General features: G+C 71.0%; 12 protein-coding genes. 4 read left to right on the forward strand and 8 right to left on the reverse strand.

Annotated elements, in window-relative coordinates:
* Nucleotides 1-30: 30 nt before the first annotated feature.
* From pstA to IE269_RS32435, 7 genes are all read right to left on the reverse strand, one after another.
* The gene (pstA, locus tag IE269_RS32405) at nucleotides 31-1,107 is read right to left on the reverse strand and encodes a phosphate ABC transporter permease PstA (RefSeq protein ID WP_189826821.1); all 1,077 of its coding nucleotides are present in this window, start codon (nucleotides 1,105-1,107) and stop codon (nucleotides 31-33) included.
* Nucleotides 1,104-2,102 carry a phosphate ABC transporter permease subunit PstC gene (pstC, locus tag IE269_RS32410; RefSeq protein ID WP_189826822.1) on the reverse strand — a complete coding sequence of 333 codons (999 nt, stop codon included), beginning with the start codon at nucleotides 2,100-2,102 and terminating at the stop codon, nucleotides 1,104-1,106. The genes pstA and pstC overlap by 4 nt, the downstream gene beginning before the upstream one ends.
* A gap of 158 nt (nucleotides 2,103-2,260) precedes the next feature.
* Complete coding sequence (pstS, locus tag IE269_RS32415; protein WP_189826823.1) at nucleotides 2,261-3,394, reverse strand: phosphate ABC transporter substrate-binding protein PstS; 1,134 nt, start codon at nucleotides 3,392-3,394, stop codon at nucleotides 2,261-2,263.
* Between the two features lie 665 nt (nucleotides 3,395-4,059).
* Complete coding sequence (locus IE269_RS32420; protein ID WP_189826824.1) at nucleotides 4,060-4,470, reverse strand: NUDIX hydrolase; 411 nt, start codon at nucleotides 4,468-4,470, stop codon at nucleotides 4,060-4,062.
* Nucleotides 4,467-5,381, reverse strand: a complete 915-nt coding sequence (locus tag IE269_RS32425) for a CHAD domain-containing protein (protein WP_189826990.1) — start codon at nucleotides 5,379-5,381, stop codon at nucleotides 4,467-4,469. The genes IE269_RS32420 and IE269_RS32425 overlap by 4 nt, the downstream gene beginning before the upstream one ends.
* A gap of 49 nt (nucleotides 5,382-5,430) precedes the next feature.
* Nucleotides 5,431-7,809, reverse strand: a complete 2,379-nt coding sequence (locus tag IE269_RS32430) for an RNA degradosome polyphosphate kinase (RefSeq protein ID WP_229898399.1) — start codon at nucleotides 7,807-7,809, stop codon at nucleotides 5,431-5,433.
* A gap of 96 nt (nucleotides 7,810-7,905) precedes the next feature.
* Complete coding sequence (locus tag IE269_RS32435) at nucleotides 7,906-8,436, reverse strand: GbsR/MarR family transcriptional regulator (RefSeq protein ID WP_189826825.1); 531 nt, start codon at nucleotides 8,434-8,436, stop codon at nucleotides 7,906-7,908.
* A gap of 101 nt (nucleotides 8,437-8,537) precedes the next feature.
* On the opposite strand from IE269_RS32435, the gene IE269_RS32440 reads away from it, so the two are divergent.
* On the forward strand, nucleotides 8,538-9,449 hold the full coding sequence (locus IE269_RS32440; protein WP_189826826.1) for an ABC transporter ATP-binding protein: 912 nt from the start codon (nucleotides 8,538-8,540) through the stop codon (nucleotides 9,447-9,449).
* Nucleotides 9,446-11,047 (forward strand): ABC transporter permease, encoded by a 1,602-nt coding sequence (locus IE269_RS32445; protein ID WP_189826827.1) that lies wholly within the window; start codon nucleotides 9,446-9,448, stop codon nucleotides 11,045-11,047. The genes IE269_RS32440 and IE269_RS32445 overlap by 4 nt, the downstream gene beginning before the upstream one ends.
* 62 nt (nucleotides 11,048-11,109) lie before the next feature.
* On the opposite strand, the gene IE269_RS32450 is transcribed toward IE269_RS32445, so the two are convergent.
* Nucleotides 11,110-11,895 carry a diacylglycerol kinase family protein gene (locus tag IE269_RS32450; RefSeq protein WP_189826992.1) on the reverse strand — a complete coding sequence of 262 codons (786 nt, stop codon included), beginning with the start codon at nucleotides 11,893-11,895 and terminating at the stop codon, nucleotides 11,110-11,112.
* A 230-nt stretch (nucleotides 11,896-12,125) separates the two neighbouring features.
* Here IE269_RS32450 and IE269_RS32455 point away from each other — a divergent pair, with 230 nt between their 5' ends.
* Together IE269_RS32455 and IE269_RS32460 are read left to right on the forward strand one after the other, a co-directional pair.
* Nucleotides 12,126-13,409, forward strand: coding sequence for an adenylosuccinate synthase (locus tag IE269_RS32455; protein WP_189826828.1), 1,284 nt, complete (start codon nucleotides 12,126-12,128; stop codon nucleotides 13,407-13,409).
* 198 nt (nucleotides 13,410-13,607) lie between these two features.
* On the forward strand, nucleotides 13,608-14,981 hold the full coding sequence (locus IE269_RS32460; RefSeq protein ID WP_189826829.1) for a lipase family protein: 1,374 nt from the start codon (nucleotides 13,608-13,610) through the stop codon (nucleotides 14,979-14,981).
* Nucleotides 14,982-15,055 lie beyond the last annotated feature (74 nt).

The following is a 15,055-nucleotide window of genomic DNA, read 5'->3' on the forward strand; positions in this document are numbered from 1 at the left end:
GTCTGGTCACTTCGCTTTCAGGGTGTCGCGTCAGCGACCGGTCTTGGGGGCCTTCCAGCGGGCGATGCCGCGAGCCACCAGGTTGAGGATCATGACGAAGGCGATGAGGACGAGCGCCGCTGCCCAGGCGCGGTCGTACGACGCATCGCTGCCCACGCGGTACTGCTCCCAGATGTAGAAGGGGAGCGAGGACTGGGCGCCGTCGAAGGGGTTGGAGTTGATCAGCTGGGTGCCGAAGACCAGCAGCATGATCGGGGCGGTCTCACCGGCGATGCGGGCGATGGCCAGCATGACGCCGGTGGTGATGCCGCCGATGGCGGTCGGGAGGACCACCTTCAGGATCGTGCGCCACTTCGGTACGCCGAGGGCGAGGGAGGCCTCGCGCAGCTCGTTCGGTACCAGCTTCAGCATCTCCTCGGTGGAGCGGACGACCACCGGGACCATCAGGATCGCCAGGGCGAGTGCGCCCATGAAGCCGGAGGGCTGGAGCTTGAACATCAGCATGATCGAGAGCAGGAAGAGGCCCGCGACGATCGAGGGGATGCCGGTCATCACGTCGACGAAGAAGGTGACGGCCTTGGCGAGCGTGCCCCGGCCGTACTCGACCAGGTAGACGGCGGTCAGCAGGCCGATCGGGGCGGCGAACAGGGTGGCCAGGCCGACCTGCTCGACGGTGCCGATCAGTGCGTGGTAGACGCCGCCGCCCGCCTCGAAGCCGGGCACGCCCGCCATCGAGTGGGTGAGGAAGTAGCCGTCGAGGACCTTGATGCCGCGGCCGACCGTCGTCCAGAGGAGGGAGGCCAGCGGGACGACCGCGAGGATGAAGCAGACCCACATGACGCTGGTGGCGACGCGGTCCTTGGCCTGGCGCTTGCCCTCCACGGCGGAGGCGGCCGTGTAGGTCAGCACCACGAAGAAGAGGGCGGCCAGCAGGCCCCACTGCATCTTGCTCTGCCAGCCGGCGACCGTGCCGAGGCCGACGGCCAGGGCGATCGAGACGGCGGCGAAGCCGATCGGGGACCAGCGCGGCAGGCTCTTGCCCGCCAGGGTGTTCGTGCGGGGGGCGGGGGCCGGGGTGGTGTCCTGGGTCATCGTTGCCTGGCTCATGCGTTGGCCCCCGAGTACTCCTTGCGGCGGGCGATGATCAGGCGCGCCGCGCCGTTGACGAGGAGGGTGAGGATGAAGAGGACGAGACCGGAGGCGATGAGCGCGTCGCGCCCGTACTCGTTGGCCTCGTCGAACTTCGCGGCGATGTTCTGCGCGAAGGTGCCGCCGCCCGCGTCCAGCAGGTGGCCGGAGAGCAGGAAGCTGGGGGACAGGACGGTGGCGACGGCCATCGTCTCGCCGAGTGCGCGGCCCAGGCCCAGCATCGAGGCGCTGATGACGCCCGAGCGGCCGAAGGGGAGCACCGACATCCGGATGACTTCCCAGCGGGTGGCGCCCAGTGCGAGGGCGGCCTCCTCGTTCATCTTCGGGACCTGGAGGAAGACCTCGCGGCTGACGCTGGTGATGATCGGCAGGATCATGATCGCGAGCAGGATGCCGACGGTGAAGAGGTTCCTGGCGGCGCCGATCTCGGTCTTCGCGAAGATGACCGTCCAGCCGAAGTAGGTGTCCAGCCAGGAGTTCAGTCCGTCGAGGTACGGGACGAGGAAGAGGGCGCCCCAGATGCCGTAGATGATCGACGGCACGGCGGCCAGCAGGTCGACCACGTAGGCCAGCGGTGCGGCCAGCTTGCGCGGCGCGTAGTGCGAGATGAACAGCGCGATGCCGACGGCGATCGGGACCGCGATCACCATGGCGATGATCGAGCTGATCACGGTGCCGTAGAGGAGTACGGCGATGCCGAAGACCGGCGGTTTCCCGGCGGGGTTCCACTCGAAGGTGGTGAGGAAGTTGCCCTCGTTGCCGGAGATGGCGATCACTGCGCGGAAGGTCAGGAAGGCGGCGATGGACGCCATGACGACCAGCAGCAGGATGCCGGAGCCGCGGGAGAGCCCGCGGAAGATCTTGTCACCCGGCCGGGTCGCGCTCTTCGCCTCGGTGGCGGGCGGCGGTGGGGGCGAGGGTGGTGAGTCGGGGGGTATGACGGTCGTGGTCATGATGGATCTTTCCGGTCTGGGAGGGAGGGCCCGGGGGCTCTCCCGGGCGGCGGTGCACCGGATGGAGCGGGTGGAGCGGGTGGAGCGGGTGGATCGGGATGTCGTACGGGGGCGGGGGCGGCCCGGATACAGGCGGGCCGCCCCTGGCCCCGGCCGTGCTACTTCAGGCCGGCGATGACCTCGCGGACCTTGGTGTTGATCTCGGCCGGGATCGGCGCGTAGCCGTTCTCGGAGAGGATCTTCTGGCCCTCGTCGGAGGCGGTGTAGCCCAGGAAGGACTTCACGTTGCCGAGGGTCTCCGGCTTGTTGCCGGCGTCGCAGACGATCTCGTAGGTGACCAGGACGATCGGGTACGCACCCTCGGCCTTGGTCGCGTAGTCGAGGCCGAGCGCCAGGTCCTTGCCGGTGCCCTTGATCTTGGCGGCGGCGATGGCCTTGGAGGCGTTCTCGGAGTTGGCGGCGACCGGGGCCGCGGCGCCCGTGTTCAGCTTCGCGGTCGGGATGGACTGCGAGGTGGCGTAGCTCAGCTCGAAGTAGCCGATCGAACCCTCGACCTGCTTGACCTGGGCGGCGACACCGGCGGAGCCGTTCGCACCCTGGCCGCCCTTGGCGGGCCACGCCTTCTCGGCCTCGTACTTCCAGTCGTTCGGGGCGGCCTTGCCCAGGTACTTGCCGAGGTTCTGGGTGGTGCCGGAGTCACCGGAGCGGTGGACCGTCTGGATCGCCTTGTCGGGCAGGGCGGCGCTCGGGTTCAGCTTCTTGAGGGCCGGGTCGTTCCACTTCTTGATCTTGTCGTCGAAGATCTTGGCGAGGGTCGGGGCGTCGACGACGAGGTCCTTGACCTCGGGGAGGTTGTAGCCGATGGCGATCGGGCCGCCGACCATCGGCAGGTTGACGCCCTGGCCGGAGGTGCAGACCTTCTTGGAGTCGGCGACCTCTTCCGGCTTCAGCGCGGAGTCGGAGCCGGCGAAGCCGACGACGCCCTGGGTGAAGCTGGTGATGCCCTCGCCGGAGGAGGAGGACTTGTAGTTGATCTCCACGCCACCGCAGGCGGCCATGTAGTTCTTGACCCAGAGGTCCATGGCGTTCTTCTGCGCGGAGGAGCCGGCGGCGAGGAGCTTGCCCTTGGCGCCGTCGCACTTGACGTTCTTGGCGGAGGTGTTGTTGCCGCCACCGCCGCCCGTGGTGCCGGTGTTGTTGTCCGAGCCGCACGCCGTGAGGAGCAGGGCGCCGGAGACGGCGAGGGCGCCGAGTGCGGAGGCGCGGAGCCGGTTCTTGCGCGGGAGCTTCATCACTCTCTGGGTTCCTTCCGGGTGCCGCCGGGCCCTGTGGCGGGCGGCGTGCGAGGTGGGGCAGGGGTTTCTCGGCCGGGTGGCCGGTCCCTTGCGTTGCCTGTACGAAATTAGGCAGATCAGGTGAAGCGGGCTGCGGGGGAGAGTGAACGGGGGGTGAACCGTGGCGGGCGGGCACGTGCCGGGTCCCTGCGGGGCGGGGTGGGGGTGGGCGTGCTTGCCTGTGCGGGCCGCTTGTTCGTGCCCCTTGAGGGGCGCGGGGAACTGCGCGCTCAGCCACGACGCGCCTGCACGGAACCGTGCAATTGCCCCGCGGGTTTAGGTGAAGGGGTGGGGCTGGGGACCCCATGGCCCAGCGGGCCGGGGCTTCACGTGCCCGGTGCCGGGAGGCGCCCCGAGGGCCCCGGGGCTGCGCGTGCCCGGCACGGAGGGTGCGGGCAGGGGCGGTACCCGGGTGGGCCGGGAGCGGGAGGGGCCGCTCCCTTGCCCGCCCGTTCCGCCCCCGGGGGGCGGCCCCGCCGCCCAAGGGGGCTGGGGAAGAGGGGAGGGGGTGACGGCCCCGCCGCCCAAGGGGGCGAGGGAGGAGGAGGGAGGGCGGCCCCGCCGCCCAAGGGGACGGCGGCGGAAAGGGGGGCGGCCCCTCGCCCGAGGGGGAGAGGGCCCCCTCAGCCCCGAAGTGAGGAGGTCAGGGCGTGGAGGAGGGGGCGGTCGCGGCGTTGGGTGAGGCGGGTGGAGGCCGCGCCCGGCGAGAGCCAGAGGATGCGGTCGACCTCGGAGTTGGGGGTGAAGGAGCCGGAGGTTGCCTCCGCCGCCCAGTAGGAGACCTCCTTCGGGCGGCCCCCGACCAGGTAGCGCATGGTGGGCAGCCGGTCCCCGGGCCGGCAGTGGAAGCCCGTCTCCTCCAGGACCTCCCGCAGCGCCCCGGCGAGCGCATCCTCACCCCGCTTCAGCTTCCCCTTGGGGAAGGACCAGTCCCCGTACCGCGGCCGGTGCACGAGGCACACCTCGACCTCCCCGTCGTACGGCCCCCGCCGCCACAGCACGCACCCCGCCGCCAGAATCACCCTCGTGCTCATCCCGCCACCACCGCCTGCCGCCACGCCCGCTGGAAGCCGAAGCGGGCCGCTTCGACCTCGTGGCGCTGCGAGGAATGGAGTACCCCGAGCGCGTACGCCGTAGCGGGCGCGATCCGGGCGGTACGGGCCGCGGCCGCAGCCGCCGCGGCTGCCTCGGCCGCGTCCCGGTGCCGGTCCAGCGCCCGCCCCGCCTCCGCGAGGGCACTGGTGTCGCCGCCGGTGACCTCGGCCGCGTAACGGTGCAGGCGGAGGAGGAGGCGTACGTGGTGCCAGGGCGAGTCCTGCCCGTCGTGGACGGCCTCCGCGTTGTACGGCCGGGCCGCCCGGCCCAGCGGCAGCGCGTCCACCGCCTCGGTGAGCCGCCGCGCGGCCCGTGACGCGTGCTCGTACGGGTTGCCCGGCACCACCGGCGCGTCCGAGGCCAGCAGCGCGACCGCGTCGGCGAGTGCGTGGAAGCGGGAGGAGCCGAGGGCCTGGAGGGCGGCGGAGTGGGCCCGGGTGCGGGCGAGCGTGAGCTGCCGCTCCAGGAGGGCCCCGGCGCGGGCGATGCCGAGCGCGTTCTCCCGTACGGAAGGACCGGACGGATCCTCCCGCTGCCCCGGCACAGCAGCCGGAGCCGCCCCCAGCCGCTCCATCCCCTCCAGCAGCCTCCCCAGCCGTGCCGCGCACGCGTGCTCGCGGGCCAACGTCCCGCTCAGCCAGGCGAGTTCGGCCCGCAGTGGGTCCGCCCAGGCGGTGTCGGTCATCGGCCGGAAGGTGTGCAGCGCGCCCCCGATCCGGCGGGCCGCGCGCCGCATGTCGAGGGCGGAGCGCGCGGACTGCACCGGGTCGGTGGCGTCCGAGCCCTCCCGGTGCCGCCGCAGCGCCCGCAGGAACTCGGCGGCCTGGGCGTGCAGGTGCTCGGCGAGCATCACCTCACCACCCTTGTCGGCGGCGGCAGTTGACGTAATAAGTGATGGTTCATGGCGTGGCACGTCGGCGCCTCCGGGCGTCGATCAGCATTTCCTGTACGTGACGAAGGGGGTGCCCGTCCGCGTCGGTGGAGTGACGCGTCCAGTTGCCGTCCGGGCCCAGGTGCCAGGACGAGGTGGTGTCCGACATGCCGGTCTCCAGCAGGCGGGACAGGGCGGCCCGGTGGGCCGGGTCGGTGACCCGGACGAGGGCCTCTATGCGGCGGTCGAGGTTGCGGTGCATCATGTCGGCGCTGCCGAACCAGACTTCGGGCTCGCCGCCGTTGCCGAAGGCGAAGACGCGGGAGTGCTCCAGGAACCGGCCGAGCACGGAACGTACCCGGATGTTCTCGGACAGACCCGTCACTCCCGGCCGGACCGCGCAGATCCCGCGCACCCACACGTCCACCGGGACGCCCGCCTGGGAGGCCCGGTAGAGGGCGTCGATGACGGCCTCGTCGACCATCGAGTTGACCTTGATCCGGACGTACGCGGGACGGCCCGCCCGGTGGTGCACGACCTCCTGGTTGATCCGCGAAACCAGCCCGTCGCGCAGGGACTTGGGTGCGACCAGCAGACGACGATACGTCTCGCGCCGCGAGTACCCCGACAGCCGGTTGAAGAGGTCCGAGAGATCCGCCCCGACCTGAGGATCGGTCGTCAACAGCCCCAAGTCCTCATACAAACGGGCCGTCTTGGGGTGGTAGTTCCCCGTCCCGACGTGGCTGTAACGCCGCAGCGTGTCGCCCTCCTGCCGGACGACGAGCGACAGCTTGCAGTGCGTCTTCAGCCCGACGAGCCCGTACACGACATGACAGCCCGCCTCCTCCAGCTTCCGCGCCCACTTGATGTTGGCCTGTTCGTCGAAGCGGGCCTTGATCTCCACGAGTACGAGGACCTGCTTGCCGGACTCGGCGGCGTCGATCAGCGCGTCCACTATCGGCGAGTCGCCCGAAGTCCGGTACAGGGTCTGCTTGATGGCCAGGACGTCGGGGTCGGCGGCGGCCTGCTCCAGGAAGAGCTGGACGGAGGTCGAGAAGGAGTCGTACGGGTGATGGAGCAGGACGTCCCGCTCGCGCAGGGCGGCGAAGATGTCCGGCGCCGACGCCGACTCGACCTCGGCGAGGTCGCGGTGGGTGCCCGCGATGAAGCGCGGGTACTTCAGCTCGGGCCGGTCGAGTCCGGCGATGCCGAACAGCCCGGTGAGGTCGAGAGGACCGGGGAGGGGGTACACCTCGGCGTCGCTGACCTTCAACTCCCGCACGAGCAGGTCCAGTACGTACGGATCGATGGACTCCTCGACCTCAAGGCGCACCGGCGGCCCGAAGCGGCGCCGCATCAGCTCCTTCTCCAGGGCCTTGAGCAGGTTCTCGGCGTCGTCCTCCTCGACTTCGAGGTCCTCGTTGCGGGTCACCCGGAACATGTGGTGCGCGAGCACCTCCATCCCCGGGAACAGCTCCTCCAGATGCGCCGCGATGACGTCTTCGAGGGGCACGTACCGCTCGGGGGACGCCTCCAGGAAGCGGGACAGCAGCGGCGGAACCTTGACCCGGGCGAAGTGCCGGTGCCCGCTGACCGGGTTGCGTACGACGACGGCGAGGTTGAGCGAGAGCCCCGAGATGTACGGGAAGGGGTGCGCGGGGTCCACGGCCAGCGGGGTGAGCACCGGGAAGATCTGCTGCCGGAACAGGGTGAAGAGCCGGGCCTGCTCCTTCTCCGTCAGGTCCGGCCAGCGGATCAGATGGATGCCCTCGTCGGCCAGCGCGGGCGCGATGTCCTGCTGGTAGCAGGCGGCGTGCCGGGCCATGAGCTCGCGCGAGCGGGTCCAGATCAGGTCCAGCACCTCGCGCGGCTGGAGCCCGGACGCGGACCGCGTCGCCACCCCCGTCGCGATGCGCCGCTTGAGCCCCGCCACCCGGACCATGAAGAACTCGTCCAGGTTGCTGGCGAAGATGGCCAGGAAATTAGCCCGTTCGAGGAGGGGAGTGGTGGGGTCCTCGGCCAGTTCGAGCACCCGCTCGTTGAACGCGAGCCAGCTGCGCTCCCGGTCCAGGAAGCGCCCCTGCGGCAGCGGGGTCCCGTCCCGCTCCTCCTCCCCCTCCTCGTACATGTCGAGGTCCGAGTCCAGGTCCGGATCGAGCCCGGAACCGGACGCGGCGGCCAGGGTGTGCGGCCGGTGCGCGGCTATGGCCCCCACGGAGGGCTGCGAGTGCTGGACGGGAACGTCGGCGCTCGCGTTGCTGCTGCTGCTCGTACGGCTGCTCGTGCCGCTGCTCTTGCTGGCGCCGGTGCTGGGCTGCTGGCTCATGGCCCCATTCTTCCGTGCGGGGCCCTCGGCGGGCGCGCCGAAATAGAGGGCGGCGGGAGGGGTGGGCACGGGGGGTCGCATTGAGCGAGGGTCGCAAGGGTGTCTGAATCCCGGGTTACGGGGAGGTGGCGCCCGGGGACCAACCCCGTAGCCGCCCCTCCCCGGGGAGTCTCCGGTTCAGCCCTGCTCGCCGGTGGCGGTGGCCGTCCGCTGCGCCCTCCACCGCTCCATCATCAGCGGGATCTCCTTCTGTACGAACGCGAAGAAGTCCGCGGACTCGGCGACGCGGCGGCCCGCCGCCGTGTCCGGGCCCAGGAGTTCCGCGCCCTCCAGGAGGACCGCCTCCCAGCGCACCATGATCTGGTCGCGGCGGCCGAAGGCCTCGTACCAGAGCTGGTCGTGCAGGAGGTAGCGGTCGCGGCGGGTGCCCGGTTCGCGTTCGCGGCGGACCATGCTCACGTGGGTGAGGTAGCGGATCGCGCCGGAGACCGCTGCCGGGCTGATCTGTAGCTGTTCGGAGAGTTCGGTGGAGGTCAGGGAGCCGTCCTCGGAGGCGAGGAGGGCGGCGAAGACGCGGGAGGCCATCCGCTGCATGCCCGCGTCCGTCATCTCGCCCGCGAAGCGCTCGACGAAGCGGGACACGGCCTCCGGGTCCCGGCCGGCCTCTCGTTCGCCGCCGCCCGGCGGGGCACCGTTCGTACTGGTCATCGGCTCATCTTCTCCCCTGTTCGAGATCCCTCCACAGCCTCCTCGACTTTATACGTTTCCTTAACTTCACAAATTTGTGAAGTGAGCGTACGTTCAAAAACATGACCAACGCACTCAGCGTGGCCGGACTCCACAAGTCCTTCGGCCGCACGCACGCATTGGACGGACTGGACCTCGACGTCCGCTCCGGCGAGGTTCACGGCTTCCTCGGCCCCAACGGCTCGGGCAAGTCCACCACCATCCGCGTCCTCCTCGGCCTCCTGCGGGCCGACTCCGGCGCGGTGCAACTGCTCGGCGGGGACCCGTGGCGGGACGCGGTCGCCCTGCACCGGCGGATCGCGTACGTCCCCGGCGACGTCACCCTGTGGCGGAACCTCTCCGGGGGTGAAGTCATCGACCTGTACGGCAAGTTGAGGGGCGGCCTCGACCCCGCCCGGCGCGCCGAGCTGATCGAGCGCTTCGAGCTGGACCCGACCAAGAAGGGCCGTACGTACTCCAAGGGCAACCGGCAGAAGGTCGCCCTCGTCGCCGCCTTCGCCGCCCGCGACGTGGACCTGCTCATCCTCGACGAACCCACCAGCGGGCTCGACCCGTTGATGGAGTCCGTCTTCCAGCGGTGCGTGGAGGAGGCCCGGGACGCGGGGCGGACCGTGCTGCTGTCCTCGCACATCCTCAGCGAGGTCGAGACCCTCTGCGACCGGGTCAGCATCATCCGGCAGGGACGGACCGTCGAGACGGGCTCGCTCGCCGACCTGCGCCACCTCACCCGTACGTCCATCTCCGCCGAACTGGCCTCCGCCCCCAACGGCGTCGCCACCCTCCCCGGCGTCCACGACGTCGACGTCCAGGGCAACCGGGTCCGCCTCCAGGTCGACACCGACAAGCTCGACGCGGTCCTGTCCGCCCTCACCTCCTCCGGCGTCCGCTCGCTGACCAGCACGCCGCCCACGCTGGAGGAGCTGTTCCTGCGCCACTACAGCGACGAGACCGGTGAGGAGGCGCTCGTACGATGAGTGCCGTCGCAGCCCCAGCAGCGGGCAAGCGCCAACTCGCCGGTCTGGCAACGCTGTTGAAGCTCGCCCTGCGCCGCGACCGGATCATGCTGCCGGTCTGGGTTCTGGTCCTCGGCGTCACCATGAGCAGCGGCGCGGGAACGGTCGACGAGCTGTACGGAACGGCCGCCGAGCGCGCGAAGGTCGCCGCCTCCATGACCGGCAGCGGCTCGCTCCGCGCGCTCTACGGCTCGGTCTTCGACACCTCCGTCGGCGGCCTCGTCGCCTGGCGGCTGGGCGGCTTCGTCGCCCTGATGGCGGGTGCGATGAGCCTGATCATCGTCGTACGGCACACCAGGGAGGAAGAGGAGACCGGGCGGCAGGAGATGCTCTCCGCCGGGACGCTCGGGCGCCGGGCCCCGCTCGCCGCCGCCCTGCTCACCGCCCTGATCGCCAACACCGCCCTCGCCCTCGTCACCTTCGCGGGCCTCGCCTCCTCCACACAGGACGCGACCGGCTCGCTGGCCCTCGGGCTCGGGATCGGCGCGACCGGCATGTTCTTCGCCGGGGTCGCGGCCGTCACCGCCCAGCTCAGCGAGAGCGCCCGCCTGGCGAAGGGCCTCGCGGTCGCCGTCCTGGGGACCTCCTTCGTCCTGCGCGCCGCCGGTGACGCCGCGACGACCGACTCCTCCTCGGTCCTGAACTGGCTCTCGCCGCTGGGGTGGACCGCCAACATCCGTCCGTACGCCGACGAGCGCGCCCTCCCGCTGATCCTGCTGCTCGCGGGCGCCGCCCTGCTCGCCTGGGCGGCACAGATCCTGGCCGCCCGCCGCGACGTGGGCATGAGCTTCCTGCCCGCCCGGCCCGGCCCCGCCACCGGCCGCCTGACCTCGGCGTACGCCCTGGCCCTGCGGCTCCAGCGCGGCACCGTCGCCGCGTGGGCGGCGGGCTTCCTGGCCTGCGGGCTGCTCTTCGGCGGCATGACGGGCGGCGTCACCGACCTGGTCGGCGGCAACGCCAAGACCGCCGAGATCTTCCAGCGGATGGGCGGCAACAAGGCCCTGGACGAGGCCTTCCTCGCCGCGATGGTCGGCATGCTGGGCATGGTCGCCGCGCTGTACGCGGTCGGGTCCGTGCTCCGGCTGCACGCCGAGGAGACCTCAGGCCGGGCCGAACCGGTCCTCGCGGGCGCGGTCGGCCGGCTCCGCTGGGCGGCGGGCCACCTCGTCATCGCATTCGGCGGCTCCGTCCTCGTCCTGCTCTGCGGCGGGCTGGGCCTTGCCCTCGGGTACGGCAAGTCCTTCGGCCCGGTGCTGGGCGCCTGCCTGGTCCAGGTCCCGGCGGTGTGGACCCTGGCCGGTCTCGCCGTCCTCCTGCACGGGGTGGTGCCCTCCCTCACGCAGGCGGCGTGGGGCCTGACCGGGCTGTGCCTGGCGGTCGGCTGGATCGGTCCGGTGATCGGCGCACCGGACGCGCTGCTGCGGATCTCCCCGTTCGGGCACCTGCCGAAGGTGCCGGGGGCGGAGATGGCGTGGACGCCGGTGCTGGCGCTGACGGCGGTCGCGGCGGCACTGGTGGGCGCGGGGCTGGCGGGGCTGCGGCGGAGGGACGTGGGGTAGGGGTCACGGCTTTCGGTACGGGGTGGGGCGGGCCCGAGCGGGCCCGCCCCACCCCGTACCCCTCACCCGCCCCCCGGCACCACCAACCCCCACGCCCCCTCCCGCACCGTCCACGTCCGGGTCCGGACCGGGCCGCCCACCGCACCGTCCGCCCGGTAGCGGAAGTCCGGGCCCGAGACCGTGACCGTACGGGCGCTCGCCGAGGCGCCCGAGGTGCCCGCGACCTCTACCTCGACCGTGCCGCCTCCCCGGGAACGTACGGAAACTCCTTCCACCGCCTCGTCCAGGTCGCTCAGCAGCACCCCGTCCGCCTCCACCCGCAGCCGGTGCGTCAGCAGCCGTTCCGGCGGGGTCGGGCGGACCAAGGTGCGGACCAGGGAGCGGCAGGCCGTCCAGACGGAGGGCGGGCCGCCGGAGGCCGCGCCCGGCCCGGCCGGGGAGAGGGCCGGGACGCGCAGGACGCCCAGGACCACCCCGTCGCTGTCGTCGACCAGGAGGTCGAGCCGCCGGGAGGCGCCCTCCAGGACCGCGCGGGCCGCCGCGACCGTGCCCGACGGCACGCCGAGGGAGCGGGCGAGGACCACCCGTTCGCCGACCGGGACCAGGCCCAGGGGATCGCCCTCCGCCAGGTCCCGCTCTCGGTGCAGGAGACCCACCGTACGGAGCAGCGCGCGGTCGTCGCCGATGACGACCAGCCGTTTTCGGCCCCGGCGGGCAAGGGCCCGCGCGAACTCCTCGGCACTCTCCGGAAGAGAGATTTTCGTGCGTGCCCCGGCGCACAGCACGTCTTTCGCGATGCGTACGGACTCGCCGTCCATACGCCGGGCGACCGGGTCGATGACCACCATGAGCTGGTCGGGAGCCGACACCTCGGTCCTTCCTCGGGTAGCATCTTTGTGCAAGAGCCCCTTGCGCTATTGCGCCAGGGGCTTCGTCTATTCCGGGGCAGCTCGTTCAGCGGTCAAGGCACGCGACGGACGTCAGGAGACGTTTCCGTACGCCGACACAGTCGTCGGCGCACGCCATCGCGTACGCCCCTTGACCTTGGACATGCCCCGCCCGGAAGGGGTGTACGCCTGTGCCCGCACTTGTGCTGCTCGGTGCTCAGTGGGGTGACGAAGGCAAGGGAAAGGCCACCGACCTGCTCGGTGGATCCGTTGACTATGTAGTGCGCTACCAGGGCGGCAACAACGCCGGCCACACGGTTGTCGTCGGCGACCAGAAGTACGCGCTGCATCTTCTCCCTTCCGGAATCCTCTCGCCTGAGTGCACGCCGGTCATCGGAAACGGTGTCGTCGTCGATCCCGCCGTCCTGCTCTCCGAGCTGAGTGGGCTGAATGACCGCGGTGTCGACACGTCCAAGCTTCTGATCAGCGGCAACGCCCACCTGATCACGCCGTACAACGTCACCGTCGACAAGGTGACGGAACGGTTCCTCGGGAAGCGGAAGATCGGTACGACGGGTCGCGGCATCGGCCCGACCTACGCCGACAAGATCAACCGCGTCGGCATCCGCGTCCAGGACCTCTACGACGAGTCGATCCTCACCCAGAAGGTCGAAGCGGCGCTGGAGACCAAGAACCAGCTGCTGACCAAGCTCTACAACCGTCGCGCCATCGAGGCCGAGCGGATCGTGGAGGAGATGCTCCAGTACGCGGAGCAGATCAAGCCCTTCGTGGCCGACACGACGCTCATCCTGAACAAGGCGCTGGACGACGACAAGGTGGTCCTCTTCGAGGGCGGCCAGGGCACCCTGCTCGACGTCGACCACGGCACGTACCCCTTCGTCACCTCCTCGAACCCGACCGCGGGCGGCGCCTGCACGGGTGCGGGCGTGGGCCCGACGAAGATCAGCCGCGTCATCGGCATCCTGAAGGCGTACACGACCCGTGTCGGCGCCGGTCCGTTCCCGACGGAGCTGTTCGACGAGGACGGCGAGGCGCTGCGCCGCATCGGCGGCGAGCGCGGTGTCACCACCGGCCGTGACCGTCGCTGCGGCTGGTTCGACGCCCCGATCGCCCGTTACGCCACCCGCGTGAACGGCCTGACGGACTTCTTCCTCACCAAGCTCGACGTGCTGACCGGCTGGGAAGAGATTCCCGTCTGCGTCGCGTACGAGATCGACGGCAAGCGCGTCGAGGAGCTGCCCTACTCGCAGACCGACTTCCACCACGCGAAGCCGATCTACGAGAAGCTGCCCGGCTGGTCCGAGGACATCACCAAGGCCAAGACCTTCTCCGACCTGCCGAAGAACGCGCAGGCGTACGTGAAGGCCCTGGAGGAGATGTCGGGCGCACCGATCTCCGCGATCGGTGTCGGCCCCGGCCGCACCGAGACGATCGAGATCAACTCCTTCATCTAGGAGCTCTCGGCGGCACAGGAAGGGGCGTTCGGACTTCGGTCCGGGCGCCCCTTTCGCATGCCCGGACACACCCGGCCTTGTGAGAACTCTGGTCAACAGGCGTACCCCTTGGTAACTTTCGGCGCTGTTACCGCTAGGTAACACCGATGACTCCCCCACGCCATCCCCGTGTTCCATGAGACGAATCCGAGGGAACCCATGCACCGCATCGCACCGGGCAAGCCGGGCAGGCCGGGCCGCACCGGCCGTCTGGCCGCCGCCGTCGTCACCGTCCTGGCCGTGACCACCCTCCCCCTGGCCGCCACCGCGTCCGCCGCCCCCGCCTCCTCGTCCGCCTCCGCCTCCGCCGAGGACTCCTTCTACGCGTACGACGGCGAGAAGCCGCTCTCCGAGTACGCGCCCGGCGACGTCCTGAAGACGCGCACGCTGAAGTACCACGTCCTCGGCATCCCGACGCCGGTGAAGGCGACGCAGCTCCTCTTCCGTACGGTCGACGCCCAGGGGCGGCCGTCCGCCGGGGTGACCTCGGTCGTCCGCAGCCCGAACGGCGACAGCAGCAAGGCCGTCTCGTACCAGTCCTTCTACGACTCCCTCGACCCCGAGCACGGGCCCTCCCGCGCGATCGCCGGTGACGTCTCGCTCGGCGGCGCCATCGCCAACGGCGAGTCCCTGTTGATGGCCCCGCTGCTGCTCGCGGGCTACAACGTCGTCATCCCCGACACCGAGGGCCAGACCGCCAACTTCGCGGCCGGGCCCGAGTACGGGACGAACACCCTCGACTCGATCCGGGCCGCGAGCAAGGCCCCGGAGACCGGGCTGAACTCCGCCACCCGCTTCGGGCTCGCCGGGTACTCCGGCGGGGCCATCGCCACCCACTGGGCGGCCGTCCTCGCGCCGAGCTACGCGCCGGACGTCAACAAGAGACTGGTCGGGTACGCGGAGGGCGGGCTGCTGGTGAACCCCTCCCACAACCTCAAGTACATCGGCGGCAGCACGATCTGGGCGGGCGTCGCGCCGATGGCCGTCATCGGGGCGGCCCGTGCGTACGACATCGACTTCAGGCCCTACCTCAACGACTACGGCGTGAAGGTCTTCAAGAAGCTGGAGAAGGCGTCGATCGCGAATGCGCTGGGGCAGTACCCGGGCCTGACCTGGAAGAAGATGGTCAAGCCGCAGTACGCCGACCCGAACTCGGTGGCCCCGTTCGTCGAGGCGGTCAACAAGCTCAACCTCGGCTCGGCGGCCACTCCGCAGATCCCCGGCTACATCGCGCAGGGCAACGGGGGCGTCTTCGAGGGCACCCTCAGCAACCACCCGGGCATCGGGCGGGGCGACGGGGTGATGGTCTCCGGCGACGTACGGGCGCTGGCGCGGCAGTACTGCGACAAGGGCAACACGGCCTTGAAGTACCAGCAGTTCGAGCTGCTGAGCCATGTCGGGGCGGCGGTGCCGTGGGCGCCTACCGCGCTGGGGTGGCTGAACGACCGGTTCGCGGGCAAGAAGGCGCCGTCCGACTGCGGGCGGATCCCGGCGGGGAACTCGCTGGACCCGGAGGTCCCGACGGGGTCATGACGGGCTCATGAGACGGTCCGGGGGGCCGGTGGCGTCCGTACGTCGCCGGTCTCCCCGGGCAGGTCGTGCAGTGA

Origin of the sequence: Streptomyces spiroverticillatus (genome assembly GCA_014650415.1) — a bacterium.
Lineage (GTDB): Bacteria > Actinomycetota > Actinomycetes > Streptomycetales > Streptomycetaceae > Streptomyces > Streptomyces spiroverticillatus.